Origin of the sequence: Pseudomonas sp. A-1 (assembly GCF_004801855.1) — a bacterium.
In the GTDB taxonomy this organism is placed as follows: domain Bacteria; phylum Pseudomonadota; class Gammaproteobacteria; order Pseudomonadales; family Pseudomonadaceae; genus Geopseudomonas.
This window is the reverse complement of sequence record NZ_SSTC01000055.1, coordinates 1-26,389: the sequence shown is the minus strand read 5'-3', so window position 1 is coordinate 26,389 and position 26,389 is coordinate 1. Positions and strand designations below refer to the sequence as shown.

Below are 26,389 nucleotides of genomic sequence, written 5' to 3'. Positions count from 1 at the left end.
GGTTGTTGGTCTTGCCATGGTTCACCTCGTTGCAGTTTATCGCTTAACGGGGTGTCCACTGCGGCTGGGCAAGATCACATGCAGGTCCAGCTCGGCGGGGGTGCTGCGGTCGATCTGCCGAAGAAACTCCAGAAACTCCTTGGCCCTGTGTCGCTGAGTGATACAGCCGATGACCTTGCCCGTCAGGATGTCAAAGGCGGCATACAGGCTGGCCGTCCCGTGACGCTTGTAGTCATGCGTCCGCCGCTCAACCTGCCCAGGCTTGAGCGGCAACATGGGCTGCGTGCGATCCAGTGCCTGGATCTGCGTTTTTTCATCAACAGACAGCACCAAGGCGTTGTCGGGCGGATTCAAATATAGCCCGACGACATCGACCACTTTGTCTGCAAAGTGCGGGTCATTGCTGATCTTGAAGGTTTTCAACCGATGAGGCTTGAGGTCGGCAGCAGCCCACACCTGCGCGACTTGCCACCTGATAGCTCGGCTCGGCAGCGAAATCTCCCAGAGAGTAGGCGCCCGCCGAACCTGTCCTACGTTCCTGCCCTGACTCCTCCCCACTGCGACCATCGTCCTCGCTGACAGTCGCTCGGACGGCGATCGTGCAACTAGCCGATTAACGAACGCTTTATACCCACCCACTCAGCACAATCGCCTGGTCAATCCCCCACTCCGAAAGCCGCTGCGCCACCCGGCACAAGCCCTGAAAGTATTGTTCTAGAGGGGTTTTACGCCCCGCAGTCTGATCGCTCGGAGGAACGCCGTAGCACGTTCGCAGGGCGAGCAGCCTGATCGTGCGCTATTGACTGAATTAACTGGTTAGTACATTTTTCTGATCACTACCGGCACACCACCGGCGACAAGAACAACAACGGAGAGCGCGCGCATGTCGCACCTGATCCTCGTCCTCAACGGTCCCAACCTGAACATGCTGGGCACCCGCGAACCTGCCACCTACGGCCATGAAACCCTCGCCGACGTCGAAGCCCTCTGCCAGCGCACCGCCGCCGAGCACGGCCTGGAAGTCGAGTTCCGCCAGACCAACCACGAAGGCCAGCTGATCGACTGGATCCACCAGGCGCGCGGCCGCTGCGCCGGCATCCTGATCAATCCCGGCGCCTGGACGCACACCTCGGTGGCGATCCGCGACGCGCTGGTCGCCGCCGAGCTGCCGGTGATCGAGGTGCACCTCTCCAACGTGCACAAGCGCGAGGAGTTCCGTCACCACTCCTTCGTTTCCGGCGTCGCCGTCGGCGTGCTGTGCGGCTTCGGCAGCCACGGCTACCGCATGGGCCTGACCCACTTCGTCCACCTGCTCAACGGTTGAGACCATCATGACCCAGACCTCCAGCATCCTCGCCGGCCTGATCGGCGCCGGCATCCAGGCCTCGCGCACCCCCGCCCTGCACGAGCACGAGGGCGACGCCCAGGGCATCCGCTACCTGTACCGGCTGATCGACCTCGACCAGCTCGGCGTCACCAGCGCCGCCCTGCCCGAGCTGCTCGACGCCGCCCAGCGCCTGGGCTTCACCGGCCTGAACATCACCTTCCCGTGCAAGCAGGCGATCATCCCTCTGCTCGACGAGCTGTCGCCGGAAGCGCGCGGCATCGGCGCGGTGAACACCGTGGTGTTCGAGAACGGCAAGCGCGTCGGCCACAACACCGACTGCCTGGGCTTCGCCGAAGGCTTCCGTCGCGGCCTGCCGGGCGTGGCGCGCGAGCGCGTGGTGCAGATGGGTGCCGGCGGCGCAGGTGCCGCAGTGGCGCATGCCCTGCTGCAGGAAGGCGTGCGCCAGCTGACCATCTTCGACGTCGAGCCGGCGCGCGCCGCCGAGCTGGCCGCCAGCCTCAACGCCAGCTTCGGCGCCGGCCGCGCCCAGGCCGGCGGCGACCTGCCGTCCGCCATGGCCGAGGCCCAGGGCCTGGTCAACACCACCCCGGTGGGCATGGCCAAGCTGCCCGGCCTGCCACTGCCGGCCGAGCTGCTGCACGCCGACCTGTGGGTGGCGGAGATCATCTACTTCCCGCTGGAAACCGAGCTGCTGCGCGCCGCCCGTGCCCTCGGCTGCCAGACCCTCGACGGCAGCAAGATGGCGGTGTTCCAGGCGGTCAAGGCGTTCGAGCTGTTCACCGGCCGCGCGGCCGATGCCGAGCGCATGCTGGCGCACTTCGCCAGCATGGGCTGAAGCACGCCACAGGTGGCCGCCCCGGTGGCCACGCTCACCTGGGGTTGATCGCGCTGGCAGGGAGGGCCAAGCGCTGCCAGCCCCGGGACAACCGAAAGAGGTCAATCATGAAAAAAATAGCCGACCTTTACTTCCACCTGCTCAAGCTGCTCATCGTGCTGTGCATGCTCGGCATGGTGGTGCTGGTCTTCGGCAACGTGGTCCTGCGTTATGCCTTCAACTCCGGAATCAGCGTCTCGGAAGAGCTATCGCGCTGGTTCTTCGTCTGGATGGTGTTCCTCGGCGCGCTGGTCGCCCTCCGCGAACGTGCCCACCTCGGCCTCGACAGCCTGGTGAAGCGCCTGCCGCCGCTCGGCAAGCGCTTCTGCCTGGTGGTCGGCCACCTGCTCATGCTGTTCGTCACCTGGCTGATCCTCAGCGGCAGCTGGCAGCAGGCGCAGATCAACCTCGACGTGGTCGCCCCCGCCTCCGGCCTGTCGATGGCCTGGTTCTACGGCGTCGGCGTGGTGTTCGGCGTCAGCGCCGGGCTGATCCTGCTCCATGAACTGTTCCTCGCCATCACCGGCCGCCTGAATCCCGACGAGCTGGTGACCCTCAAGGACGGCGAGGCCGCCGACGAAATCGAGCACCTGCATCACCAGCAAGCCGCTGCCGGGAGGAACGCCTGATGACCCTGACCATCTTCCTCGGCACCCTGCTCGGCGGCATGGCGCTGGGCATCCCGATCGCCTTCGCCCTGCTGCTGGTCGCCGTCGCGCTGATGCTGCACCTCGACCTGTTCGACGCGCAGATCATCGCCCAGAACCTGCTCAACGGCGCCGACAGCTTCCCGCTGATGGCCGTGCCCTTCTTCATGCTGGCTGGCGAGATCATGAATGCGGGCGGCCTGTCGCGGCGCATCGTCAACATCGCCATGGCCCTGGTCGGCCACAAGCGTGGCGGCCTCGGCTACGTGGCGATCATCGCCTCCTGCCTGCTCGCCTCGCTGTCCGGCTCGGCGGTCGCCGACGCCGCGGCGCTAGCCGCCCTGCTGGTGCCGATGATGGTGCGCGCCGGCCACAGCCGCTCGCGTTCGGCCGGCCTGATCGCCGCCGGCGGCATCATCGCGCCGATCATCCCGCCGAGCATCGGCTTCATCGTCTTCGGCGTCGCCTCCGGGGTATCGATCTCCAAGCTGTTCATGGCCGGCATCGTGCCGGGGATCATGCTCGGCGCCGCGCTGGCGGTGGTCTGGTGGTTCGTCTCGCGCAGCGAGAACGTCGAGATGCCGCCCAAGCGCTCGCGCCAGGAAGTGCTGCGCGCCCTGCTCGACGGCAGCTGGGCCATGGGCCTGCCGGTGATCATCATCTTCGGCCTCAAGTTCGGCATCTTCACCCCGACCGAAGCCGCGGTGGTCGCCGCCGTCTACTCGCTGTTCGTCTCCGTGGTGATCTACCGCGAGCTGAAGCTCGGCGACCTCTACGAGGTGGTCATCTCCGCCGCGCGCACCACCTCGGTGGTGATGTTCCTGGTCGCCGCCGCGATGGTCTCCTCCTGGCTGGTCAACATCGCCGACCTGCCGGGCCAGCTGGCCGGCCTGCTCGAGCCGTTCATGGACAACCCGACCGCCCTGCTGCTGGTGATCATGCTGCTGATCGTCATGGTCGGCATGGTGATGGACATGACCCCGGCGATCCTGATCCTCACCCCGGTGCTGATGCCGGCGGTGACCCAGGCCGGCATCGACCCGGTGTACTTCGGCGTGCTGTTCATCATCAACACCTCGATCGGCCTGATCACCCCGCCGGTGGGCACGGTGCTCAACGTGGTGTGCGGCGTCTCCAAGCTGAAGATGGAAGAGATCGTCCGCGGCGTCGGCCCCTTCCTGATCGCGCAACTGATCGTGCTGCTCCTGCTGGTGCTGTTCCCCGAACTGGTGACCGTACCGATGAAGTACCTCGCCGGCTGACCCCGAAAACCCTGTCGACCCCAACCAACAACAAGAGAAAGGCCACAGACATGACCAAACTGCTGAAAACCCTGCTCGCCACCGCCTGCGCCGCCGGCGTGCTGTTCGCCGGCGCCGCCAGCGCCGCCGAAATCAAGGAGCGCACCCTGCGTTTCGCCTTCCAGAACGTCAAGGATCACCCGCAGGGCCAGGGCGCGCAGAAGTTCGCCGACCTGGTCAGCGAGAAGTCCGGCGGCAAGATCAAGGTGCGCCTGTTCGCCGGCGGCACCCTGGGCGGCGACCTGCAGACCGTCTCCGCGCTGCAGGGCGGCACCCTCGACCTGACCGTGCTCAACTCCGGCATCCTCGCCGCTCAGGTACCGGAATTCGCCATGCTCGACTTCCCCTACCTGTTCAACAACACCGCCGAGGCCCATGCGGTGATCGACGGCGAGGTCGGCCAGCAGCTGCACTCGCGCCTGGAGAGCAAGGGCCTGATCGGCCTCGGCTACTGGGACCTGGGCTTCCGCAACCTGACCAACAGCAAGCACCCGGTGACCAAACCGGAAGACATGCAGGGCCTGAAGATCCGCGTGATCCAGTCGCCGATCTACCTGGAAACCTTCAAGGCGCTCGGCGCCAACCCGGTGCCGATGCCCTTCCCCGAGGTCTACACCGGGCTGGAGCAGCGCACCGTGGACGGCCAGGAGAACCCCTACACCGTGATCCTCGGCAGCAAGTTCCACGAGGTGCAGAAGTACCTGTCCTCCACCAACCACATCTACAACCCGCAGTCGTTCGTCATCGGCCAGAAGACCTGGCAGAAGCTGAGCAACGACGAGCAGGCGCTGATCCGCGAAGCGGCCAGCGAAGCGCAGAACTACCAACGCGAGATCACCGAGAAGGCGCAGAGCGCGGCGCTGGACAAGCTCAAGCAGGGAGGCATCGCCGCCAACGAGATCGCCCCGGCCGAGATCGACCGCTTCCGCGAGAAGGTCAAGCCGGTGGTCGAGCAGTTCGCCAAGGATCTCGACCCGGCGCTGGTCAAGGCCATGTACGAATCCATCGACAAGGTGCGCGCCGGCCAGTGAGTTCACGGCAGTCCCCTTCCTGACAACGCCCCCTGCCGTCCGCCGGCAGGGGGCGTTGTTCGTTCAGATCCGCGCCAGCAGGGTGCGCGCCTTGTCGATGGCGATCTGCGCCCGTTCCAGGGCGCCAACGCCCTGCTCGTAGAGCTGGCGGGTGGGAATCTCCAGGCTCAGCGGCAGGTCGGCCGGCAGCGCACGCAACAGGCCGAGCAGGTCGCAATCGCCGTCGCCGGGGAAGCGCCGCTCGTTGCGCGCCTGGCGGAGGATCTCGTCCATGTCCGCCGGCACCGGGCCGGCCACGTCGCACAGCTGGGCGTAGCGCATGCGCGCCGGATCGAGACGCGCCAGGTCCTCCAGGCGCGAGGCGGACCGGTTGAAGTGGAAGGCGTCGACCAGCACGCAGCCGTTGGCCTGTCCGGCGTTGTCGACGATGCGCATGGCCTGCAGCAGGTCCCTGGCGTCGGTCCAGGGCATGAACTCCAGGTGCGGATAGAGGCCGAAGCCGCCCGCCAGCTCGCAGAAGGCGGCGAAGTTGTCGGTCAGCCGTGCCTCGTCGGGGTCGTTGCCGGCCACCAGCACCGCACTGGCGCCCAGCTCGGCGCCGGCGGCGAGGATCGGCTCGAAGTCGGCCACCGCGGTCTCCGGCTTGAGGCGCAGGATCTCGATGTCGAACACCTCGACGCCGCTGTCGCGCAGGCGCGTCTGGGTCTGCCGGCGCAGGCCGGCGTCGGCCACCAGCGGGAAGTGATGCTCCTCGGCGGTGGCCGGCACCAGGCGCAGGCCGACGTGGCTGTAGCCGGCGCGGGCGGCCACCTCGACCATGTCCGGCGGGGACAGCTCGAGTACGGTCAGGGCGGCGAGGGACAGGTTGCGTTCGCTCATGGCGGTTCTCTTCTTATTGGATGGAAAGGAGTTCGGGAGCACAGGTGCGGCCGCTCGCGGCGGCGCGCTGGATGGCTTCGAGCAGCGCCAGGGTGTTGCCGGCGTCAGCGGCGCTGACCAGCGGCGCGACCTCGCCGCGGGCGACGCGGACGAAGTGGCGCAACTGCAGCGCCAGCGCCTCGCCGGGCACGCAGCTCTCCTGGCTGCACAGCAGCGGCTGGTGCCAGCCGGCGCCGGGTTCGGCGTAGTGCCAGCGGGCCAGCTGCGGGATGCTCAGCGCGCCGCGGGTGCCGGCCAGCAGGTAGCAGGACTGGTCGTCCTGGCGCGGATAGACCGGGTTCTCGCCGGAATCCAGCTCCCAGCTCCAGGGCGCGGCCACTGCGTCGGAGCCGGTCAAGGTGCCGAGCGCGCCGTTGGCGAAGCGCAGCAGCACCGCGGCGCTGTCCTCGTTGGCGAAGCCGCGCACGCCGTTGCCGGTGAGCGCCTGCACCTCGGCGACCTCGCCGCACAGGTGGCGCAGCAGGTCGAGGTCGTGGATCAGGTTGGTCAGCAGCATCCCGGCGCCCGGCTCGCGGCGCCAGGGGATGTCGAAGTAGCTGTCCGGCTTCTGCAGTTGCCAGAGCGCGGTGACCGTGGTCAGCCGGCCGAGGCTGCCCTCCTCCACCAGCTCGCGGGCACGGACGATCAGCGGGTTGTGCCGGCGGTGGTGACCGACCAGCACCGGCACACCGGCGTTCCGCGAGGCGGCGATCAGCTCGCGCACCTCGTCGAGGTGCACGCCGACCGGCTTCTCCAGCAGCACCGGAACCCCGGCGGCGATGCAGTCCAGCGCGGTGCTGACATGCAGGGTGTTGGGATTGGCGACGATCACCGCCTGCGGTCGGACCTCTTCGAGCATGCGCCGGTGCTCGGCGAAGTACGGCACGGCGCATTCGGCGGCGAAGGCCGCGGCCTGCCGGGCGGGATCGGCCACGGCGCACAGCCGCGCCTCGGGCAGGTCCTTGAGGTGTTGGTGGTGCTGGCGTCCCATGACACCGGCGCCGATCAGGGCGATACGCAGTGGCTCGGTCAAGGCAGGTTCCTCTTGTTGTTGTGGCGGGCGGCCGGGTCAGCAGTGCCGGATGGCTGCTGTCTTGCGATGCGCTGCCAGCAATTTAGAACCTTGTTCCACTTTCAAGCAAGATACGTCAGACCATACCTGTGCGATTAACGGACAACACAGACACCGATCGCCCCTTGCTGAAGGCGAATCCTGCCTTGCTGATGCAGCTAGGCAGCCGGTTTTATCCGACATCGACGAAAGACTGGGTTGTCGATAAGAAAAAGCGATACCCGATTAAGGATTTCCCAGCAGCCTGATACGAGGCCGAAAAAGTAGAGTCGCATCCTGACCGACCGCATTGCGCGTCTGGGAGCCGGGCCAGCGGCCATACCACGCCTGTGCCGGTCGAGCCGCCCAGGCACACTGATCATCACCGACAACAAGGACAATCGACATGGCACGCATCATCGGCGGTCTCGCCGTCTCCCACACCCCGACCATCGGCTTCGCCGTCGACCACGACAAGCAGGGCGAGGCCGCTTGGGCGCCGATCTTCCAGAGCTTCGAGCCGGTCCGCGCCTGGCTCGAGGAGCAAAAACCCGACGTGCTGTTCTACGTCTTCAACGACCACGTGACCTCGTTCTTCTTCGACCACTACGGCGCCTTCTCCCTCGGTGTGGACGAGCGCTACGAGGTCGCCGACGAGGGCGGCAACCCGCGCGACCTTCCGCCGATCGGCGGGCATGCCGCGCTGGCGCGGCACATCGGTGCCAGCCTGGTGGCCGACGAGTTCGACATGAGCTTCTTCCGCGACAAGCCGCTGGACCATGGCTTCTTCTCGCCGATGTCGGCGCTGCTGCCGCATGAGTCGGGCTGGCCGCTGGAGATCGTGCCACTGCAGGTGGGTGTGCTGCAGTTCCCGGTGCCGAGCGCCGCGCGCTGCTACAAGCTCGGGCAGGCGCTGCGCCGCGCTATCGAGAGCTACCCCGAGGACCTCAAGGTGGCCATCGTCGCCACCGGCGGTCTGTCCCACCAGGTGCACGGCGAGCGCTGCGGCTTCAACAACCCGGAATGGGATGCCCAGTTCGTCGACCTGCTGGTCAACGACCCGCTGCGCTTGACCGAGCTGACCCTGGCCGAGTACGCCACCCTGGGCGGCATGGAGGGCGCCGAGGTGATCATGTGGCTGATCATGCGCGGCGCGCTGTCCAGCAGCGTGAAGAAGCTGCACCACGACTACTACCTGCCGTCGATGACCGGCATCTGCACCCTGCTGCTGGAAAACCAGGACCAGGCGGTGCCCGCCGACGTGCAGGCCCGCCACCGCGAGCACATGAACCGCCAGCTGGCCGGCGCCGACAAGCTGGAAGGCACCTACCCCTTCACCCTGGAGCGCAGCGCCAGGGGCTACCGCCTCAACAAGTTCCTGCACCGGATGATCGAGCCGGCCTGGCGCCTGCGCTTCCTCGAGAACCCCGAGGCGCTGTTCGAAGAGGCCGGGCTCAGCGACGAGGAGCGCGAGCTGCTGCGCCGCCGCGACTGGCGCGGCCTGCTCCACTACGGGGTGATCTTCTTCATGCTGGAGAAGCTCGGCGCGGTGCTTGGCGTCTCCAACCTGGACATCTACGCGGCCATGCGCGGCCAGAGCCTCGAAGAGTTCATGAAGACCCGCAATCAGCAGGTCGTTTATTCCGTGGCCGGCAAACCGGTGTCGGGCAAGTCCGCGCGCTGAGTTCGCCCCGCGGGGCACGGGCCTGTCCTGCTGGCAGGCCCTGATCGTTCGTCACCTACCCCCTGTCTGAACCCCGGCCATCGTCGGGCGGGGGACGCTTTTCCCCAAAAAATGGAGAACAACAACAATGCAAGCCAAACGCTTCCGTCCCCTGTCCTGTGCCGTCGCCGTTGCCGTCGCCCTGCCCTTGGGCGCCCAGGCCGCCGGTTTCGCCGAAGACGCCACCGCCACCCTGAACCTGCGCAACTTCTACCTGGGACGCGACTTCCGCCACTCCGCCAGCAGTGCGCAGAGCCGCGCCGAGGAATGGACGCAGAGCTTCATTCTCGATGCGCGCTCCGGCTTCAGCGAGGGCACCGTCGGCTTTGGCGTCGATGCGCTCGGCCTGTACTCGGTCAAGCTCGACGGCGGCAAGGGCACCGCCGGCACCCAGCTGCTGCCGGTGCACGACGACGGCCGCCCGGCCGACGACTTCGGCCGCCTGGCAGTGGCCGGCAAGGCCAGGATCTCGGCCACCGAGCTGAAGGTCGGCGAGTGGATGCCGGTGCTGCCGATCCTGCGCGCCGACGACGGCCGCTCGCTGCCGCAGACCTTCCAGGGCGCGCAGCTCACCTCGAAGGAAATCGCCGGGCTGACCCTCTACGGCGGCCAGTTCCGCCAGAACAGCCCGCGCAACGACGCCAGCATGGAAGACCTGTCGATCTTCGGAAGACCGGCGTTCACCTCCGACCGCTTCAACTTCGCCGGCGGCGAGTACAGCTTCAACGACAAGCGCACGATGGTCGGCGCCTGGTACGCCGAACTGGAGGACATCTACCAGCAGCAGTACTACAACCTGGTACATGCCCAACCGGTCGGCGCCTGGACGCTGGGCGCCAACCTCGGCTACTTCATCGGTGCCGAGCATGGCGATGAGCTGGCTGGCGAGCTGGACAACCAGACCGTCTCGGGACTCTTCTCCGCCAAGACCGGCAACCACGGTTTCTACGTCGGCCTGCAGAAAGTCAGCGGCGATGACGGCTGGATGCGCGTCAACGGCACCAGCGGCGGCACCGTGGCCAACGACAGCTTCAACTCCAGCTTCGAGAACGCCAACGAACGCTCCTGGCAGCTGCGCTACGACTACAACCTGGCCGGCTGGGGCATTCCGGGGCTGACCTTCATGACCCGCTACATCAGCGGCGAGGACGCCGAGGTCGCCGGCGTCAGCGACGGCAAGGAATGGGTACGCGAGACCGAGCTGGCCTACGTGGTGCAGTCCGGCCCGCTGAAGAGCCTCAATCTCAAGTGGCGCAACGCCAGCATCCGCAAGAGCTGGGCCAGCAACGGCACCGACTTCGACGAGAACCGCCTGATTGTCAACTACCCGCTCAACCTGCTCTGAAAATGTTGTGCGGCTTCATTTGTGTTCGATCAGCGGTCATGCCGAATTGTCATCGATGAGGCCAGGCACCAACATTCCCTGCGCCCGTCTGCGGACGGACTTCCAGGGCTCTTCTTTCCAGGCTCATAAGCAGAACGCATGACCTGGAAAGGCTTACGCATTGTTCGCTCCGGCGCCTTGCGTGACAGCATTCTCGCAACCGCGAAAGCCCCCAGAACAACAACAAAGGAAATGACCATGCTCAAACCCGTCAAGGCCCTGCTCACCCTGCTGGCCGCCGGCTCGTTCAGCCTGACCGCCCTGGCCGACGATCCCGTGGTGACCCTCAAGGTCCATCACTTCCTGCCGACCCACTCGGTGACCCATGCCGACTTCCTCGAGCCCTGGACCCGGAAGATAACCGAGGAGTCGAAGGGACGCATCCAGTTCCAGTTCTTCCCCTCGATGCAGCTGGGCGGCACCCCGCCGCAGCTGGTCGACCAGGTCCGCGACGGCGTCGCCGACATCGTCTGGACCCTGCCCGGCTACACCAGCGGGCGCTTCCCGCTGATCTCGGTGTTCGAGCAGCCGTTCATGAGCCGCTCCGCCGAGGCCAGCAGCCAGGCGATGTGGGACTTCGTGCAGAAGCACGGGCAGAAGGAGTTCGCCGGCATGCACCTGCTCGCCACCCATGTGACCGACGGCGCCCTGGTGCACACCTCGAAGAAGCCGATCAAGAGCATGGCCGACTTCCGCGGCATGAAGATCCGCTCCGCCAACCGCACCTCCACCAAGCTGATCTCCCTGCTGGGCGGCACCCCGGTGGCCATGCCGGTGCCGCAGATCCCCGAGGCGCTGTCCAAGGGCGTGGTCGACGGCGCCATCGTGCCCTGGGACGTGGTGCCGGCACTCAAGCTGCACGAGCTGGTGAAGTACCACACCGAGATGGCACCCAACCAGCCGATCCTCATGCAGACGGCCATCGTTCTCGCCATGAACCCGGCCAAGTACGACAGCCTGCCGGCCGACCTGAAGAAGATCATCGACGACAACAGCGGCCTCGCCCTGTCGCGCCAGGCCGGTCACCTGTGGGACACCCAGGTGGTCGAGACCGGTCACCAGCTGGCGCAGAGCCGCGGCAACCAGATCGCCGCGCTGCCCGAGGACGAACAGCGCGAGTGGATGAAGGTCGGCGAACGTCTCAATCAGGACTGGATAGACGAGGTCGAGGACAAGGGCTATGCCAATGGCGCCGCCATGCTCGACGACGCCCGCCAGCTGATCGACCGCTACAGCGCGCAACTGGCCCGCTGACCCCTGCGCGGCGCCGGCAACGCCGGCGCCCCTGCCTCGGAGATTCCCATGAGTGAACTTGTTGTCCAGGCAGCCGCGCTGCCTGAGTCTTCCCTCGGCCGCCAGCTGGATGCCCTGTCGCGCCTGCTGGCCGGCATCGGCGGCCTGCTGCTGGTGGCCATCACCCTGATGGCGTCGTACAGCATCGCCATGCGCGTGCTGTTCGACGAGCCGCTGCTCGGCGACGTGGAGCTGGTGCAAATGGGCTGCGGCATCGCCATCGTGTTCTTCCTGCCGCTGTGCCAACTGCGCCGCGGCAACGTGATCGTCGATGTGTTCACCCTGCATGCGCCGCAGCGCGTGCGCAGCCGGCTGGACGCCCTCGGCGGCCTGCTGATGGCGGTGGCCGCCGCCCTGCTCGCCTGGCGCTCGGCGCTCGGCGTCCTTGACGCCTACGGCAGCGGCGAAGAGTCGATCATCATGGGGCTGCCCCTGTGGTGGTCGATGAGCGCCTTCGCGCCCGGCTTCGCGCTGCTCGCTCTGGTGTCGCTGTACACCGCCTGGAACGACCTGACCGGCAAGGGGGAAAACCCATGAGCACTGTCGAAATCGGCGGACTCTTTCTCGCCATCCTGCTGGTGCTGCTGGTGGTGCGCATTCCGATCGCCATCGCCATGCTGCTCACCGGCATCGCCGGCTACGTGACCATCGGCGGCTGGGACCCGCTGCTCAGCTACCTGAAGTCGGTGGCCTACGCGCGCTACACGGTCTACGACCTGTCGGTGATCCCGCTGTTCCTGCTGATGGGCCAGTTCGCCTCGCGCGGCGGCCTGGCCAAGGGCCTGTTCCGCGCCGCGGCGGCGATGATCGGCCACTGGCGCGGCGGCCTGGCCATGTCGGCGGTCGGCTCCTGCGCGGCCTTCGGCGCGGTGTGCGGCTCGTCCATCGCCACCGCGGCGACCATGGGCCAGGTCGCCCTGCCCGAACTCAAGCGCTACAACTACTCCGGTTCGCTGGCGGTCGGCTGCCTGGCCGCCGGCGGCACCCTGGGCATCCTCATCCCGCCGTCGGTGGTGCTGGTGATCTACGCGATCCTCTCGCAGCAGAACATCTCCGCCCTGTTCATGGCCGCCTTCGTGCCCGGCGTGCTGGCCGCGGTCGGCTACATGATCGCCATCTCCATCTTCGTGCGCCTCAATCCCGAGGCCGGGCCGGCGCAGCCGCGCCAGCGCTGGGCCGAGCGCCTGGCGGCGCAGCAGGGCGTCTGGCCGATCTTCCTGATCTTCGTGCTGGTGCTCGGCGGCATCTATGGCGGCTGGTTCACCCCCACCGAGGCCGCGGCGATCGGTACCCTGGGCACCGGCTTCTTCGCCGTGGTGCTGGGCAAGCTGCGCCTGGCCGAGTTCAAGGAGGTGCTCTACGGCACTGCGGTGACCACCGCGATGATCTTCATGATCCTGCTCGGCGCCGACGTGATGAACTCGTTCCTGGCCCTGTCGCAGCTGCCCGTGGCGCTCGCCGACCTGATCGGCAACAGCGGCCTGCCGCCCTTCGTGGTGCTGGCCGGCATCCTGCTGCTGTACCTGATCCTCGGCTGCGTGATGGACACCATGTCGATGATCCTGCTGACCATCCCGATCTTCTTTCCGATGGTCATGGGCCTGGACTTCTACGGCCTGGACCAGACCGAGAAGGCCATCTGGTTCGGCATCCTGGTGCTGATGGTGGTGGAGATCGGCATGATCACCCCGCCGGTGGGCATGAACGTCTACGTGATCAGCGGCATGAGCAAGGACGTCAGCCTGCGCGAGGCGTTCCGCGGCATCGTGCCCTTCCTGGCCTCCGACATCGTGCGCGTGGTGGTGCTGGTGCTGTTCCCCTCCATCACCCTCTGCCTGGTGCGCTGGCTGAACTGAGCGGCCACGCTCGCCCCTTGTGTGACGGCGCCCGCGGGCGCCGTCATGCTTCCTGCTCGCGGATCACCGCGCGGATGGCGTCCATCAGCGCCTGGGCTGCCGCCGTATGCAGGCAGCCGGCCCGCTGGATCAGGCCGATCACCCGGGCCGTGTGCCTGAGCGGCCAAGGCAGGACGCACAGCTCGCCGGAGCGGATCTCCCGCTCCAGCTGGTGCGCCGACACCGCCGCCAGCAGTTCCGAGCGCAGCAGCAGGCCACGGATGATCGCCAGGTCGCCGCTTTCCACCACCGGCCGCGGCGGCGGCATGCCCAGCTCGGCGAAACTCCCCTCCAGCAACTGGCGGGCCGGCGAGCCGGCACGAGGCAGGACCCAGCGGGCGTGCTGCAGCGCCTCGGGGCCGAGGTCCCCGGCCAGCAGCGGGTGGTCGCGGCGCACCAGCACCACCATCTCCTCGCTGAGCAGGGCCTCGCCGACCAGGTCGCTGGCGTACTCCGCCGCGCGCAGGGCGCCGAAGATGAAATCCACGTCGCCGCTGCGCAGTTCGGTGGCCAGCAGGTCGAACGGGCTCTCGTCGGTGGCCACCTGCACGTCCGGATGCACGGCGGTCAGCCGCACGATGGCCTCAGGCAGGATCCGGGTGCGCCCCAGCGGCAGCGCGCCCACCCGCACCACGCCCTCCAGGCGGCCGCGCATGGCGGCGACGTCGGCCTCGAGGTGGCGCAGCTCGTTGAGCGCCCGGCGCACGGGAAAGAGGATCTCGTGGCTCGCCCGGGTCGGCTGCAGGCCGCGCGGCGTGCGCTCGAACAGCGCCTGCCCGGTGCCGCTTTCCAGCACCTTGAGGGCGGCGCTGACCGCCGGCTGGGTGAGGCCGAACAGGCTGGCCACCGTCTGCATGTGGCGGGTCTCGCAGAGCTTGACGAACACCTGCAGGCGCCGGGCCTGGAACAGGTACAGCGGCTCCGTGGCATTGCCGAGCAGGCGCGGCACGCTTTCCAGTTCGGCCAGCACGCGGCGCGCCCGCGGCAGCAGCCGTTCGCCGAAGTCGGTCAGGCGCATGCCGTTGGTGTGGCGCTCGAACAGCGTGACGCCGAGCCCGGTTTCCAGATCGGCGATGGCCCGGGTGACCACCGACTGCGCCCGGTACAGCACCGAAGCGGCCTTCGACACGCTGCCCTGCTCGGCCACCCGCACGAAGGCCCGCACCTGCATCAGATTGGGAAGTTCGTTTTCACTCATGCGCTCGAGGCCTCGCCCATCTCGGAAATGGCACAACTATGCCCGCCCATCTCCGATATCGGCAATAAACAAAACGCATAGCAAGGGCGGTTTAAAGCATTACTTGCGGGGAAAGACCGGGTGACATGCTTTCCCGGCCATAACGCAGGAGGAGCAACCCGCAATGAACGAGACATTCCAGAAGAGCGCACTGGTGGTCAGCGCCCACTCCGCCGATTTCGTCTGGCGCGCCGGCGGTGCCATCGCCCTGCATGCCGCGCAGGGCTATGCCGTGCACATCGTCTGCCTGTCGTTCGGCGAGCGCGGCGAGTCGGCCAAGCTGTGGCGCAAGGGCGCGATGACCGAGGACAGGGTCAAGGCCGCACGCCGCGAGGAAGCCCTGGCCGCCGCCGAGATCCTCGGTGCCAGCGTCGAGTTCTTCGACATCGGCGACTACCCGATGCGCGCCGACACGGACACCCTGCTGCGCCTGGCCGACGTGTTCCGCCGCGTGCAGCCGGAGTTCGTCCTCAGCCACTCACTGAAGGACCCCTACAACTACGACCACCCGCTGGCCATGCACCTGACCCAGGAGGCGCGCATCATCGCCCAGGCCGAAGGCTACCGGCCGGGCGATAAGATCGTCGGCGCCCCGCCGGTGTACGCCTTCGAGCCGCACCAGCCGGAGCAGTGCGAGTGGCGCCCGGACACCTTCCTCGACATCACCGAGGTGTGGGACAGGAAATACGCCGCCATCCAGTGCATGGCCGGCCAGGAACACCTGTGGGAGTACTACACCCGTGTCGCCCTGCAGCGCGGCGTGCAGGCCAAGCGCAACGTCGGCATCACCAGCGCGCGCAACATCGTCTACGCCGAGGGCTTCCAGAGCGTCTTCCCGCGCGTCACGGAGAACCTGGCATGAGCGGCCTGATCGGCAAGACAGGCATCGTGGTGCGCAACATCGAGCGCGCCGACAGCGGCGTGATCGACGAGCTGGGGCGCTACGGCGTGGCCACCGTGCACGAGGCCCAGGGCCGCAAGAGCCTGCTCGACAGCGCCCTGCGCCCCATCCAGCAGGGCGTGAGCGTCTGTGGCTCGGCGGTCACCGTGCTGGTGGCGCCCGGCGACAACTGGATGTTCCACGTCGCCGTCGAGCAGTGCCGGCCGGGCGACATCCTGGTGGTAGCACCCAGTTCGCCGTGCAGCGACGGCTTCTTCGGCGACCTGCTGGCGACCTCGCTGCAGGCCCGCGGCGTGCGCGCCCTGGTGATCGACGCCGGCGTGCGCGACAGCCAGACGCTGCGCGAGATGGGCTTTGCCGTCTGGTCGCGGCACATCAACGCCCAGGGCACCATCAAGGAGACCCTCGGCTCGGTGAACCTGCCGCTGGTCTGCGCCGGACAGCTGGTCAACCCGGGCGACGTCGTGCTGGCCGACGACGACGGCGCGGTGATCGTGCGCCGCGACGAGCTGCCTGCGGTGCTGGAAGCCACCCGCAAACGCGCCGACCTCGAGGAGCACAAGCGCCTGCGTCTGGCCAGCGGCGAGCTGGGCCTGGACCTCTACGCCATGCGTCCGCGCCTGGCCGAGAAGGGCCTGCGTTACGTCGACAGCCTGGAAGAGCTGGAGGGCTGAGCATGACCCAGACCCGCATTCCCTGCCTGTTGATGCGCGGCGGCACCTCCAAGGGCGCCTACTTCCTCGCCAGCGATCTGCCGGCGCAACCGGAGCAGCGCGATCGCGTGCTGCTCGCGGTGATGGGCTCGCCGGACCCACGGCAGATCGACGGCCTCGGCGGCGCCGACCCGCTGACCAGCAAGGTGGCCATCGTCCAAACCTCCATGCGGCCGGATGCCGACGTCGACTACCTGTTCGCCCAGGTGCTGGTGGACGAGCGGCGCGTCGACTATGGCCAGAACTGCGGCAACATCCTCGCCGGCGTCGGCCCCTTCGCCATCGAGCGCGGGCTGGTGGCGGTTTGCGGCGAGGTCACCCTGGTGCGCATCTTCATGGAGAACACCGGGCAGATCGCCGTCGCCCGGGTGCCGACCCCGGGCGGGCGGGTCGAATACGCAGGCGATGCGCGCATCGACGGCGTGCCCGGCAGCGCGGCGCCGCTGGTGGTCGACTTCCAGGACGTCGCCGGCTCCAGTTGCGGCGCCCTGCTGCCCACCGGCAACGCCCGCGACCGCTTCGACGGCATTGAGGTCACCTGCATCGACAACGGCATGCCGGTGGTCCTGCTGCGCGCCGAGGACCTTGGCCGCAGCGGCTACGAGAGCCGCGAGGCGCTGGACGCCGACGGCGAGCTGAAGGCCCGCCTGGAGTCGATCCGTCTGCAGGCAGGTCCGCGCATGAACCTGGGCGACGTCCGCCTGCGCAACGTGCCGAAGATGTGCCTGATCGCTCCAGCTCGTTCCGGCGGAGCCATCAGTACCCGCAGCTTCATCCCGCACCGCTGCCACGCCTCGATCGGCGTGTTCGGCGCGGTCAGTGCGGCGACGGCCTGCCTGGTCGAGGGCTCGGTGGCCGCGCCCGTCGCCCGTATTCCCGGCGGCGAACTGCAGCGCCTGTCGGTGGAGCACCCCAGCGGCGAATTCACCGTCGAGCTACGCCTGCGGGATGGCGAGCTGGCCGGCTGCGGCCTGATGCGCACCGCGCGGTTGCTGTTCGATGGCCAGGTGTGCGTGCCGGCGGCGCTGTGGGTCGGTCCGGCCTGAAAGCCCTCGTAGAAGCCAGCTGGCTGGAGATGCCCTCTTGCCCGGAGTGCGGACTCCGTAGCGGCACTGCGAAAAACACTGAAAAAGGCCAGCCAGATGCCAGTAAATCGCGGACTTTCCGGAAAATCCAGAGCGCCACGCCAAGAGCGGCAACACCCTTGGCCCGCCCTCAGGAAAACAGCTCCGACGCCAGGCTGGCCTGGGACAGTTCCTCGCCGGCCGCCAGCAGGCGCGGCGCCAGCTGGTGCATGCGCGCCTCGCTCAGGCGCGCGCTGGGGCCGGCCAGGCTGAGCACCCCGATGGGATGGCCGTCGCGCGGGTGACGGATCACCGAGGCCATGGCCGCCATGCCCACCGCCGAGCTTTCCATCACCCAGGCGTAGCCGTGCTGGCGTGCCAGCTGCAGGCGTTCGAGCAGCGCGGCCTCGCTGCGCGGGGCGTTGGGGCCGAGCTCGGCGGGGTCGACCGGCGCCTGCTGCGCCACCCTGGCCAGCGCCTCAGCGTCGCTCATGCTGGCCAGCCAGGCGTGGCCGGAGGCGGTGGAGGACAGCGGCGCATCGCGGCCCATGTCCGGGTCGTAGCGCAGGCCGCCGCGCGCGCCCTGCGCCTTGGCGATCCAGGTCAGGCGCTCGCCGTCGATCACGCCCAGACGTACCAGTTCGCCGGTTTCCTCGGCCAGGCGGTCAAGGATCGGCTGCACCACGTCGGCGCCGCTGCTGGCCAGGTAGCGGAAACCCAGCGCCACCAGCCGGGTGGACAGCTGGTAGCGGCTGGTCTGCGGGTCCTGGCGCACATAGCCGAGGCGGATCAGCTCGGCGAGCATGCGGTGGGCGGCGCTCTTGGGGATCTGCAGCTGGTCGGCCAGGGTCTGCAGCGGCATCCCGCCCGGATCGGCGGTCAGGCTTTCCAGAAGACTCAGCGCACGTTCGATTTGACTGCCTGCCATGTTGGTATCCCTGCGATAGAAGCGGCGATTCTAGAAGAGCCCCGGGCCTGACGGAAACCGTGCGATCCACCGGCGCTGGCGGACGGTTTGCCCGGAAAATGTTCCGGACGGTTCATTTTGGTTCGATTATCGATCAGGCCGAATTGCCATTTATGAAACCTGGTTCCAATAATCTCACCACCTGCACCGCCACACCAGCGCTGCGGCAGACCGATAAATACAAGAATACGGGTACCCCCTCATGCACGATGCATCGCTAGCTCGCACCCCCGCCGCTGTCCTGACCGATTGCTGGACCGGCCTATCCCCGCTGGTCCACTTCGACGCCCAGCCGACCACGCGCCCCGCACGGCCCTCCCGCTCACCCAGCGCCGTTGCCGGCCGTCTGCGCCGGCTGCTGCGCCTGATCGCCTGACCGCCGGGCGCCCTGCCTGCCCCCCATCCATGACCATGCGGAGGCGCGCTCGCGCCTCCGGCGGAGAGACTCGTCATGTCAAAACCGCTCGAACAACGCCAGGTCGGCGAACTGGTCTTCGTCTGCCTGCTGCTCGCCCTGGCCGCCGGCGTCGCCGTGCAGGCCTGGCGCATCGCCGGCTTCAGCGGCATCAGCTCGCCGGGCGCCTTCCCGCTCGGCGTCAGCGCCGTGCTGCTGCTGGCCGGCATCTGCATCGGCCTCGACACCCTGCGCAAGCCGGCCTCCGGCGCCGCCGGCTGGCTGGCCGCCGCCCGGCAGTTCGCCGCCCAGCACTTCCCGCGCTGCATCCTGGTGTTCATCGCCCTGGCGGTGGCCTACCTGGCCAGCATCCAGTGGACCAGCTTTTACCCGGCCACCTTCGTCTTCCTGCTGCTGGCGGCCCTCTACCTGGGACGCGGCCGCCCGCTGGTGGCGCTGCTGGCCAGCGGCGTGTCGACGGGTCTGATCTGGCTGCTGTTCAGTCTCGCCTTCAGCGTCTACCTGCCCTGAGGAATCCCCCGTGAGCGAAACCTTCTCCTACCTGCTGATGGCCTGGCTCGATCCGCAGCTGCTGATGCTCACCGCGCTGGGCACCTTCGCCGGCATCTACATCGGCGCCATCCCCGGTCTGTCTGTGACCATGGCGGTGTCGATCCTGGTCTCCTTCACCTTCTCCTGGGAGGTCAATAGCGCCCTGGCGCTGATCGTCGGCATCTTCATCGGCGGGGTGTACGGCGGCTCGCGCAGCGCCATCCTGCTCAACATTCCCGGCGCACCCTCCTCGGTGGCCACCGGCTTCGACGGCTACCCGCTGGCCAAGCTCGGCGAGGCCGGCCGCGCCATCGGCCTGAGCACGGTGATGTCGGTGATCGGCGGCCTGGCCGGCACGGTGGTGCTGGCCTGCGCGGCGCCGGTGATCGGCGAGATGGCGCTGAAGTTCGCCCCGCGCGACTACTTCCTGATCGCCGCGCTCGGCCTGCTGCTGGTCGGCAGTCTGTCGGAAGGCTCGCTGGCCAAGGGCGTGTTCGCCGCCGCGCTGGGCACGGTGATCGGCCTGGTCGGCATGGACCCGGTGACCGCCCAGGGCCGCTTCACCTTCGACCAGGTCGAGCTGATGGGCGGCATCCACTACGTGGTGGTGATGATCGGCCTGTTCGGCGTCGCCGAGGCCTTCTACCAGCTGCATACCCTGGACGTGCCAGCGGTGCGCCAGCAGGTCGACAAGATCATCCCGTCCGTGGCGATGGTGCTGAAGTTCCTGCCGCTGTCGCTGCGCACCGCGGTGATCGGCGTGCTGGTCGGCGCCCTGCCCGGCGTCGGCGGCGACATCGCCGCGCTGATGGCCTACGACCACGCCAAGCGCACGGTGAAGAAGCCCAGCCGGCCGTTCGGCCAGGGCGCCTACGAGGGCCTGGTGGCGCCGGAAACCGCCAACAGCGCGGCGGTCGGCGGCGCCTACGTGCCGATGCTGACCCTCGGCATCCCGGGCGATGCGGTGACCGCGGTGATCATCGGCGCGCTGGTGATCCACGGCCTGAATCCCGGTCCGATGCTGATGGTGGAAAGCCCGCACATCTTCTGGTTCACCGTGGGCAACCTGGCGCTGGCCAACCTGTTCCTGCTGGTATTCGGCCTGATGGGCATCAAGCTGTTCGCCAAGCTGGTCGAGCTGCCCAAGGCCCTGCTGATCCCGCTGATCCTGGTGCTCTGCGTGGTCGGCACCTACTCGATCAACAGCAGCATGACCGAGGTGTACTGGATGCTCGGCTTCGGCCTGCTCGGCTACTTCCTCAAGGCCTTCGGCTTCCAGATGGGCCCGGTGATCCTCGGCGTGATCCTCGGCCCGATGATGGACAACTCGTATCGCCAGGCGATGGCCTCGGTCGGCGACGACCCGGCCGCGCTGCTCGGCGAACTGGTCAGCAACCCGGTGTCGCTGATCCTCAGCCTCGGCATCACCCTGATCCTCCTCGGCAAGACCCCGGCTGCGGGCTGGCTGAAGAAGAAGTGCACCTCCACCCCTGTCACCCCCTGATCCGAAAACAACAACAAGCGGAGTACCTCCCATGCTGAAGAAAATGCTCGCCGGAATGACCCTCGCCGCCTGCGCCGCCGGTTTCGCCCTCGCCGCCCATGCCGACTACCCGGAGCGTCCGATCCAGGCGGTGATCCCCTGGGGCGCCGGTGGCGCCACCGACAACGTGATGCGCAGCCTGTCGCCCTACGTCGAGAAGGAACTCGGCGGCAAGCTGATCCTCAACAACCGCCCGGGCGGCACCGCGGTGATCGGCACCACCTACGTGCTCGGCCAGCAGCCCAACGGCTACACCGTGCTGCTCGGCGCCGAGAACCCGCAGCTGTATCCGGTGCTGGGCCTGGCCAAGTTCGACTACAGCGCGCTCTACCCGATCAACCTGATCGGCCAGAACGTCGCGGTGATCGCCACCCATGCCGACAGCCCGTGGAACAGCATGGCCGACCTGATGGCCGCGGCCAAAGCCAACCCCGGCACCCTGCGCATGGGCGGCGCCGGGGCCGGCGCCCTGCCCAACACCGTGCACTCGATGATCAGCGCGGTGGACCAGCTCGAGGTGCGCGAGGTGACCTTCGGCGGCGACGGCCCCGGCATCACCGCGCTGATGGGCAAGCACATCGACTTCATGCCGCTGAGCCTGGCCGCCGCCAAGGAGCTGATCCGCACCGGCAAGCTCAAGGCCCTCGCCGTGGTCAGCACCGAGGCGCACCCGGAGCTGCCGGGCGTCGAGCCGATCAGCAAGACCCTGCCGGGGATCGCCGACTACCTGCCGTGGGGGCCGTTCTGGGGTGTCTGGGTGCACAAGGACACCCCCGACGACATCAAGCAGAAGCTGACTGCCGCCTACAGCAAGGCGGTGGCCAGCCCCGAGTTCCAGGCCTTCCTCAAGGACTACGGCGCCAAGTCGCTGAACCTCAGCGGCGCGGAGGCCAGCGAATACCTCAACCGCTGGCAGTCGGTCACCGCCTGGTCGATGTACAAGGCCAAGGCGGTGGCGGTCGCCCCGGACAGCCTGGGCATCGCCAAGCCCTGATCCCGCCCCTCCCGTACAGGCCCAGCTCTGCGCCGGGCCTGTCGTTTTCACGGTCTGCACTTCGTCGCCAGCGGCTTCTGCCTCTTGGCGGCAACCCTTCCCAGACTTATTATTGGAACCAAGTTCCAGAAACAATACATGGCGCCGTGCGCCCAGCTGGAGTAACTGCGATGCCTGCGAGTCCCCTCACCCACCCGGTGGAATGCGATGTCCTGGTCATAGGTTCGGGCGCCGCCGGCCTGTCGGCCGCGGTGACCGCCGCCTGGCACGGCCAGCAGGTGGTGGTGGTGGAGAAGGACCCGGTGTTCGGCGGCGCCACCGCCTGGTCCGGTGGCTGGATGTGGGTGCCGTGCAACCCGCTGGCGCGTCGCGCCGGCATCGTCGAGGACCCCGAGCTGCCGCGCACCTACCTCAGGCATGAGCTGGGCGAGAAGTACGACCCCGCGCGCATCGACGCCTTCCTCGCGGCCGGCCCGCACATGGTCGAGTTCTTCGAGAAGCACACCCGCCTGCAGTTCGCCGACGGCAACCAGATCGCCGACATCCACGGCGACAGCCCCGGCGCCGGCACCGGCGGGCGCTCGGTGATCGCCGCGCCCTGGGACGGCCGCGAGGCCGGCGCGCTGATCCACCGCCTGCGCAAGACCATGCGCGAGACCTCGTTCCTGGGCATGCCGATCATGGCCGGCAAGGACCTGGCCGCCTTCCTCAGCGTCACCCGCTCGGCGCGCTCGTTCGTCTACGCCGGCAGGCGCTTCGGCCGCCACCTGGTCGATCTGGCCCGCCACGGCCGCGCCATGCAGCTGGTCAACGGCGTGGCGCTGGTGGCGCGGCTGGCCAAGTCGGCCGAGGAGCTCGGCGTGCGGCTGATCGAGTCGGCGCCGGCGCGCCGCCTGCTGCTGGAAAACGGCGCGGTGCGTGGCGCGGCGGTGGAGACCGCGCAGGGCGAGGTCAGCATCCGCGCGCGCAAGGCGGTGGTGCTGGCTGCCGGCGGCTTCCCCAACGACATCGAGCGGCGCAAGGAACTGTTCCCGCGCACGCCCACCGGCCACGAGCACCTCGCCCTGCCGCCGCAGGGCGCCTCGGGCGACGGCCTGCGCCTGGGCGAATCCGCCGGCGGCCAGGTGGCCACCGACCTGGTGTCGCCGGTGGCCTGGGCGCCGGTGTCGCTGGTGCGCCATGCGGACGGCAGCAGCGGCCACTTCCCGCACATCATCGAGCGTGGCAAGCCGGGGATCATCGGCGTGCTGGCCGACGGCAGGCGCTTCGTCAACGAGGCCCACGGCTACTACGACTACACCGCGGCGATGGTCGCCGCGGTGCCGCCGGGCCAGGAGGTCGCCTCCTGGCTGGTCTGCGATCACCGCTTCCAGCGCCGCTACGGCCTGGGCATCTCACGCCCGGCGCCGGTGCCGCTTGGCGGCTGGCTGCGCAACGGCTATCTCAAGCGCGGCAAGACCATCGAGGAGCTGGCGCGCGCCTGCGGCATCGACCCGGCCGGGCTGGCTAAGACCGTCGCCGAATACAACCGCCATGCCCGGAACGGCGAGGACCCGACGTTCGGCCGCGGCTCGACCCTCTACAACCGCAAGCAGGGCGACGCCACCCACCAGCCCAACCCCTGCGTGGCGCCCATCGAGCACGGACCGTTCTACGCGGTGAAGGTGCAGCCCGGCTGCTTCGGCACCTTCGCCGGGCTGAAGACCAACGCCAGCGCCCAGGTGCTGGACGGCGACGGCCAGCCGATCCCCGGCCTGTACGCCGCCGGCACCGACATGGCCAGCATCATGGGCGGCCACTACCCGGCCGGCGGCATCAACCTCGGCCCGGCGGTGACCTTCGGCTACATCGCCGGCCGGCATATCGCCGGGGTCAGCGACTGGGAGTGAGCGGTCGGCACCGAGCAAAAGGCCGTGGAGGAGCGATCCGTCACGGCCTTTTGCTTTTTCAGTCCAGCACCGGCCTGAGCAGCGCCTGCGCCTCGTACAGCGGCAGCAGGTAGCGCAGGCGCATCTCCTCCAGGCTGAGGCGCGAGGCGTGGGTGGTGATGGACAGGGTCGCCTGCAGCCGCCCGCCGCGTCCGTACAGCGGCACCGCCAGCACGCGCATGCCCACCTCGTACTCCTGGTCGACCAGCGCATAGCCCTGCGCGGCGATCTGCGCCAGCTCGGCGCGGATCGCCGCCTCTTCAGTGCGGGTGTGCGGGGTCAGCTGGCGGCGCGGCACCCGTGCGAAGTAACCGGCCAGCTCCTCCTCGGGCAGGTGCGCCAGCCACACCCGGCCGCTGGCGGTGCAGTACAGCGGCGCCCGCGAGCCGGGGCGGATCGACAGCGAGGCGATGTGGCTGTAGCGGCTGCGCACCACGTGGACGATGTCGTCGCCGTCGCGCAGGCCCACCGCGACGTGCTCCTGGGTGGTACGCGCCACCTGCTCGACCACCGGGCGCAGCATGCGCGGCAGCTGCGCCGAGTCGACGTAGGCCTGGCCGATGCGCAGCGCCTTGGCGGTCAGCCAGTACTGGCGGCCGTCGCTCTCGGCGAAGCCTTCGTGCACCAGGGTCAGCAGGAAGCGCCGCGTCGCGCTGGGGGTCAGCCCGGACAGGCGGGCCGCCTGCGCCACGCCGAGGCGCGGATGCTCCTCGCTGAACAGCTGCATCAGGGCCAGGCCCTTCTGCAGGCCGGCGATCAGGTCGCGCGGGTGGATCTGGGCCTGGCTCATGGACACTCCTCGGGAATTTTCGCCATTCAGTGCGATTATCGCAGTGTCGATGTGATTAACAACCAGAATGACCATTCAGCGCGTTGTTGGCCCGGCGAGCCCCTCGCAATACTCGCCGCACAACAAGCACAACAGCTGGAGGTCAGCATGATCCGCGGTTCGACCGAACTGGTAGCCATCGTCGGCTCCCCCATCGCCCAGGTGAAGTCGCCGGAGAACTTCAACACCTGGTTCGCCCAGCACCACAGGGACCTGGCGATGATCGCCATCGACCTGACCGAGGCGGCGCTGGACGATTTCCTCGCCACCCTGCGCGGCTGGCGCAACCTGCGCGGCTGCGTGGTCACCGTGCCGTACAAGCAGGTGCTGGCCGAGCGCCTGGACGGCGTCAGCGCCCGCGCTTGCGCCCTGCGCTCGGTCAACGTGATCCGCCGCGAGGCCGACGGCCGCCTGCTCGGCGACAACGTCGACGGCGACGGCTTCCTCAACGCCGCGCGCCAGCACGGCTTCCAGGGCCACGGCCAGCGCGCCCTGGTGGTCGGCACCGGCGGGGTGGGCAGCGCCATCGCCTGGGCGCTGGCCGAAGCCGGGGTCGCCGAGCTGACCCTCGCCGACGTCAGCGCCACGCGCGCCGAAGGCCTGGCGGCGCTGCTGCGCGACGCCTTCCCGCGCCTGGCGGTGCACAGCGACTACCCGTCGCTGGCCGGCTTCGACCTGGTGGTCAACGCCTCGCCGGTGGGCATGGGCGGCAGCGGCGAACTGCCCCTACCGCTCGCCCAACTGGAAACCCTGCGCGCCGGCACCCTGGTGGCCGACGTGGTGACCTCGCCGGAGATCACCCCGCTGCTTGCCTTCGCCCAGCGCATGGGCTGCCAGGTGCAGACCGGCGCCGAGATGGCCTTCGCCCAGCTCGGCAACCTCGGCGCCTTCATGGGCGTCACCCCGCAGCAGATCTGACCGGCAGAGGAAGCACGTCATGACCACCGCAATCCATCCCTCCATCGCCCCCAGCACTGCCGTCCACGAATACGACCTGGTGGTGCTCGGCAGCGGCGCGGCCGGCTTCGCCGCCGCCACCACCGCCGCCTGCCGCGGCCTGCGCGTGCTGATCGTCGAGAAGGCGAGCACCTTCGGCGGCACCTCGGCGATCTCCGGCGGCGCCGTGTGGATCCCCGGCAGCGACCAGGCGCGCGCCGCCGGCATCGCCGACTCGCCCGAGGCGGTACGCACCTACCTGAAGAAGACCATCGGCGCCGGCTACGACGCCGAGCTGGTCGACGCCTTCATCGAGCGCGGCAGCGAGGCGCTGCGCTACCTCGAGCAGCACAGCGAGCTGGCCTACGCCCTGCGCCCGCTGTCGCCCGACTACTACCCGGACGAGGACGGTGCCACCGACCGCGGCCGCGCCCTGGAGATGGTCGAGTACGACGGCCGCCGCCTCGGCGAGCGCTTCAAGGACCTCAAGGTGCCGCCGCAGGGCATGCTGCTGTTCGGCGGCATGATGGTGAACCGCGTCGACATCCAGCACTTCCTCAACTTCCGCCGCTCACCGCAGTCGCTGTGGCACTGCCTCAAGCTGATGGCGCGCTACGGTCGCGACCGCCTAAAGCACCCGCGCGGCACCCGACTGACCGTGGGCAACGCGCTGATCGCCCGGCTGGCCACCACCGCCTTCGCCAGGGGCGTCGAGCTGTGGCTGGACTGCCAGGCCGAGAGCCTGATCGTCGAGGACGGCACGGTGCGCGGCGTGCAGCTGCGCCGCAACGGGCGCAGCGAGCGGGTGCTGGCGCGCGGCGGGGTGGTCTGCGCCACCGGCGGCTTCGGCGCCGCCGCGCAGGCCG

23 protein-coding genes and 3 pseudogenes are annotated in these 26,389 nt (G+C 68.5%); 19 read left to right on the top strand and 7 right to left on the bottom strand.

Features of this window, described 5'->3' with window-relative positions:
• Positions 1–51: 51 nt before the first annotated feature.
• Positions 52–471, bottom strand: a pseudogene (locus tag E5198_RS13760) (IS630 family transposase); the annotation flags it as partial.
• Between the two features lie 412 nt (positions 472–883).
• On the opposite strand from E5198_RS13760, the gene aroQ reads away from it, so the two are divergent.
• The 5 genes from aroQ to E5198_RS13735 all read left to right on the top strand — a co-directional run bounded on the left by aroQ (position 884) and on the right by E5198_RS13735 (position 5,201).
• The gene (gene aroQ, locus E5198_RS13755; RefSeq protein ID WP_136490568.1) at positions 884–1,324 is read left to right on the top strand and encodes a type II 3-dehydroquinate dehydratase; all 441 of its coding nucleotides are present in this window, start codon (positions 884–886) and stop codon (positions 1,322–1,324) included.
• Positions 1,325–1,331: 7 nt separating this feature from the next.
• A complete protein-coding gene (locus E5198_RS13750) occupies positions 1,332–2,183 on the top strand; it encodes a shikimate dehydrogenase (RefSeq protein WP_136490567.1) in 852 nt (283 codons plus the stop codon).
• Positions 2,184–2,290: 107 nt separating this feature from the next.
• On the top strand, positions 2,291–2,851 hold the full coding sequence (locus E5198_RS13745) for a TRAP transporter small permease (RefSeq protein ID WP_136490566.1): 561 nt from the start codon (positions 2,291–2,293) through the stop codon (positions 2,849–2,851).
• Complete coding sequence (locus tag E5198_RS13740; protein ID WP_136490565.1) at positions 2,851–4,131, top strand: TRAP transporter large permease subunit; 1,281 nt, start codon at positions 2,851–2,853, stop codon at positions 4,129–4,131. Before E5198_RS13745 ends, E5198_RS13740 begins: the two co-directional genes overlap by 1 nt.
• Before the next feature lie 50 nt (positions 4,132–4,181).
• Positions 4,182–5,201 (top strand): TRAP transporter substrate-binding protein, encoded by a 1,020-nt coding sequence (locus tag E5198_RS13735; protein WP_136490564.1) that lies wholly within the window; start codon positions 4,182–4,184, stop codon positions 5,199–5,201.
• Between the two features lie 63 nt (positions 5,202–5,264).
• On the opposite strand, the gene E5198_RS13730 is transcribed toward E5198_RS13735, so the two are convergent.
• The 3 genes and pseudogenes from E5198_RS13730 to E5198_RS22365 form a co-directional block, all read right to left on the bottom strand.
• Positions 5,265–6,080: a sugar phosphate isomerase/epimerase gene (locus E5198_RS13730; RefSeq protein ID WP_136490563.1), complete on the bottom strand. Its 816-nt coding sequence runs from the start codon at positions 6,078–6,080 to the stop codon at positions 5,265–5,267.
• 13 nt (positions 6,081–6,093) lie between these two features.
• Positions 6,094–6,750: pseudogene (locus E5198_RS22370) on the bottom strand (Gfo/Idh/MocA family protein); the annotation flags it as partial.
• A gap of 48 nt (positions 6,751–6,798) precedes the next feature.
• Positions 6,799–7,152: pseudogene (locus tag E5198_RS22365) on the bottom strand (Gfo/Idh/MocA family protein); the annotation flags it as partial.
• A 424-nt stretch (positions 7,153–7,576) separates the two neighbouring features.
• Between E5198_RS22365 and E5198_RS13720 the strand changes: the two are divergent.
• From E5198_RS13720 to E5198_RS13700, 5 genes are all read left to right on the top strand, one after another.
• Positions 7,577–8,854 (top strand): gallate dioxygenase, encoded by a 1,278-nt coding sequence (locus E5198_RS13720; RefSeq protein ID WP_136490561.1) that lies wholly within the window; start codon positions 7,577–7,579, stop codon positions 8,852–8,854.
• Positions 8,855–8,981: 127 nt separating this feature from the next.
• Entirely contained in the window at positions 8,982–10,238 is a 1,257-nt protein-coding gene (locus E5198_RS13715; RefSeq protein WP_136490560.1) for an OprD family porin, read from the top strand.
• Positions 10,239–10,475: 237 nt separating this feature from the next.
• On the top strand, positions 10,476–11,531 hold the full coding sequence (locus E5198_RS13710; RefSeq protein WP_136490559.1) for a TRAP transporter substrate-binding protein: 1,056 nt from the start codon (positions 10,476–10,478) through the stop codon (positions 11,529–11,531).
• 48 nt (positions 11,532–11,579) lie between these two features.
• Positions 11,580–12,107 (top strand): TRAP transporter small permease, encoded by a 528-nt coding sequence (locus tag E5198_RS13705; protein WP_136490558.1) that lies wholly within the window; start codon positions 11,580–11,582, stop codon positions 12,105–12,107.
• Positions 12,104–13,426 carry a TRAP transporter large permease gene (locus tag E5198_RS13700; RefSeq protein ID WP_136490557.1) on the top strand — a complete coding sequence of 441 codons (1,323 nt, stop codon included), beginning with the start codon at positions 12,104–12,106 and terminating at the stop codon, positions 13,424–13,426. Before E5198_RS13705 ends, E5198_RS13700 begins: the two co-directional genes overlap by 4 nt.
• 43 nt (positions 13,427–13,469) lie before the next feature.
• Here E5198_RS13700 and E5198_RS13695 read toward each other — a convergent pair whose 3' ends face one another.
• Positions 13,470–14,663 (bottom strand): LysR family transcriptional regulator, encoded by a 1,194-nt coding sequence (locus E5198_RS13695; protein ID WP_136490556.1) that lies wholly within the window; start codon positions 14,661–14,663, stop codon positions 13,470–13,472.
• Positions 14,664–14,826: 163 nt separating this feature from the next.
• On the opposite strand from E5198_RS13695, the gene galB reads away from it, so the two are divergent.
• Genes galB through E5198_RS13680 form a run of 3 tightly spaced genes read left to right on the top strand, consistent with a single transcriptional unit; the run spans position 14,827 to position 17,362 of the window.
• Entirely contained in the window at positions 14,827–15,564 is a 738-nt protein-coding gene (galB, locus tag E5198_RS13690; protein ID WP_136490555.1) for a 4-oxalmesaconate hydratase, read from the top strand.
• Entirely contained in the window at positions 15,561–16,277 is a 717-nt protein-coding gene (locus E5198_RS13685; protein ID WP_136490554.1) for a 4-carboxy-4-hydroxy-2-oxoadipate aldolase/oxaloacetate decarboxylase, read from the top strand. Before galB ends, E5198_RS13685 begins: the two co-directional genes overlap by 4 nt.
• Before the next feature lie 2 nt (positions 16,278–16,279).
• Positions 16,280–17,362 (top strand): 4-oxalomesaconate tautomerase, encoded by a 1,083-nt coding sequence (locus E5198_RS13680; protein WP_136490553.1) that lies wholly within the window; start codon positions 16,280–16,282, stop codon positions 17,360–17,362.
• A gap of 169 nt (positions 17,363–17,531) precedes the next feature.
• Here the strand turns inward: E5198_RS13680 and E5198_RS13675 are convergent, their stop codons facing one another.
• Positions 17,532–18,308 (bottom strand): IclR family transcriptional regulator, encoded by a 777-nt coding sequence (locus E5198_RS13675; RefSeq protein WP_136490552.1) that lies wholly within the window; start codon positions 18,306–18,308, stop codon positions 17,532–17,534.
• Between the two features lie 490 nt (positions 18,309–18,798).
• Between E5198_RS13675 and E5198_RS13670 the strand changes: the two genes are divergently transcribed.
• From E5198_RS13670 to E5198_RS13655, 4 genes are all read left to right on the top strand, one after another.
• Positions 18,799–19,272 carry a tripartite tricarboxylate transporter TctB family protein gene (locus tag E5198_RS13670; RefSeq protein WP_136490551.1) on the top strand — a complete coding sequence of 158 codons (474 nt, stop codon included), beginning with the start codon at positions 18,799–18,801 and terminating at the stop codon, positions 19,270–19,272.
• A 10-nt stretch (positions 19,273–19,282) separates the two neighbouring features.
• Positions 19,283–20,797 (top strand): tripartite tricarboxylate transporter permease, encoded by a 1,515-nt coding sequence (locus E5198_RS13665; RefSeq protein WP_136490550.1) that lies wholly within the window; start codon positions 19,283–19,285, stop codon positions 20,795–20,797.
• Positions 20,798–20,828: 31 nt separating this feature from the next.
• On the top strand, positions 20,829–21,830 hold the full coding sequence (locus E5198_RS13660) for a tripartite tricarboxylate transporter substrate binding protein (protein ID WP_136490549.1): 1,002 nt from the start codon (positions 20,829–20,831) through the stop codon (positions 21,828–21,830).
• 170 nt (positions 21,831–22,000) lie between these two features.
• Positions 22,001–23,719, top strand: a complete 1,719-nt coding sequence (locus E5198_RS13655; protein ID WP_136490548.1) for an FAD-dependent oxidoreductase — start codon at positions 22,001–22,003, stop codon at positions 23,717–23,719.
• 58 nt (positions 23,720–23,777) lie between these two features.
• Here the strand turns inward: E5198_RS13655 and E5198_RS13650 are convergent, their stop codons facing one another.
• A complete protein-coding gene (locus E5198_RS13650; RefSeq protein WP_136490547.1) occupies positions 23,778–24,548 on the bottom strand; it encodes an IclR family transcriptional regulator C-terminal domain-containing protein in 771 nt (256 codons plus the stop codon).
• A gap of 147 nt (positions 24,549–24,695) precedes the next feature.
• Here E5198_RS13650 and E5198_RS13645 point away from each other — a divergent pair, with 147 nt between their 5' ends.
• A complete protein-coding gene (locus tag E5198_RS13645) occupies positions 24,696–25,505 on the top strand; it encodes a shikimate dehydrogenase (RefSeq protein WP_136490546.1) in 810 nt (269 codons plus the stop codon).
• Positions 25,506–25,524: 19 nt separating this feature from the next.
• Positions 25,525–26,389 (top strand): FAD-dependent oxidoreductase (locus E5198_RS13640; protein ID WP_136490545.1); only part of this gene is annotated, 865 nt, incomplete at its 3' end.

What these genes read in the sequence shown, in the direction of transcription:
- aroQ (WP_136490568.1), top strand. Translation starts at nt 884, where the DNA reads ATGTCGCACCTGATCCTCGTCCTCAACGGTCCCAACCTGAACATGCTG.
- E5198_RS13750 (WP_136490567.1), top strand. Translation starts at nt 1,332, where the DNA reads ATGACCCAGACCTCCAGCATCCTCGCCGGCCTGATCGGCGCCGGCATC.
- E5198_RS13745 (WP_136490566.1), top strand. Translation starts at nt 2,291, where the DNA reads ATGAAAAAAATAGCCGACCTTTACTTCCACCTGCTCAAGCTGCTCATC.
- E5198_RS13740 (WP_136490565.1), top strand. Translation starts at nt 2,851, where the DNA reads ATGACCCTGACCATCTTCCTCGGCACCCTGCTCGGCGGCATGGCGCTG.
- E5198_RS13735 (WP_136490564.1), top strand. Translation starts at nt 4,182, where the DNA reads ATGACCAAACTGCTGAAAACCCTGCTCGCCACCGCCTGCGCCGCCGGC.
- E5198_RS13730 (WP_136490563.1), bottom strand. Translation starts at nt 6,080, where the DNA reads ATGAGCGAACGCAACCTGTCCCTCGCCGCCCTGACCGTACTCGAGCTG.
- E5198_RS13720 (WP_136490561.1), top strand. Translation starts at nt 7,577, where the DNA reads ATGGCACGCATCATCGGCGGTCTCGCCGTCTCCCACACCCCGACCATC.
- E5198_RS13715 (WP_136490560.1), top strand. Translation starts at nt 8,982, where the DNA reads ATGCAAGCCAAACGCTTCCGTCCCCTGTCCTGTGCCGTCGCCGTTGCC.
- E5198_RS13710 (WP_136490559.1), top strand. Translation starts at nt 10,476, where the DNA reads ATGCTCAAACCCGTCAAGGCCCTGCTCACCCTGCTGGCCGCCGGCTCG.
- E5198_RS13705 (WP_136490558.1), top strand. Translation starts at nt 11,580, where the DNA reads ATGAGTGAACTTGTTGTCCAGGCAGCCGCGCTGCCTGAGTCTTCCCTC.
- E5198_RS13700 (WP_136490557.1), top strand. Translation starts at nt 12,104, where the DNA reads ATGAGCACTGTCGAAATCGGCGGACTCTTTCTCGCCATCCTGCTGGTG.
- E5198_RS13695 (WP_136490556.1), bottom strand. Translation starts at nt 14,663, where the DNA reads ATGAGTGAAAACGAACTTCCCAATCTGATGCAGGTGCGGGCCTTCGTG.
- galB (WP_136490555.1), top strand. Translation starts at nt 14,827, where the DNA reads ATGAACGAGACATTCCAGAAGAGCGCACTGGTGGTCAGCGCCCACTCC.
- E5198_RS13685 (WP_136490554.1), top strand. Translation starts at nt 15,561, where the DNA reads ATGAGCGGCCTGATCGGCAAGACAGGCATCGTGGTGCGCAACATCGAG.
- E5198_RS13680 (WP_136490553.1), top strand. Translation starts at nt 16,280, where the DNA reads ATGACCCAGACCCGCATTCCCTGCCTGTTGATGCGCGGCGGCACCTCC.
- E5198_RS13675 (WP_136490552.1), bottom strand. Translation starts at nt 18,308, where the DNA reads ATGGCAGGCAGTCAAATCGAACGTGCGCTGAGTCTTCTGGAAAGCCTG.
- E5198_RS13670 (WP_136490551.1), top strand. Translation starts at nt 18,799, where the DNA reads ATGTCAAAACCGCTCGAACAACGCCAGGTCGGCGAACTGGTCTTCGTC.
- E5198_RS13660 (WP_136490549.1), top strand. Translation starts at nt 20,829, where the DNA reads ATGCTGAAGAAAATGCTCGCCGGAATGACCCTCGCCGCCTGCGCCGCC.
- E5198_RS13655 (WP_136490548.1), top strand. Translation starts at nt 22,001, where the DNA reads ATGCCTGCGAGTCCCCTCACCCACCCGGTGGAATGCGATGTCCTGGTC.
- E5198_RS13650 (WP_136490547.1), bottom strand. Translation starts at nt 24,548, where the DNA reads ATGAGCCAGGCCCAGATCCACCCGCGCGACCTGATCGCCGGCCTGCAG.
- E5198_RS13645 (WP_136490546.1), top strand. Translation starts at nt 24,696, where the DNA reads ATGATCCGCGGTTCGACCGAACTGGTAGCCATCGTCGGCTCCCCCATC.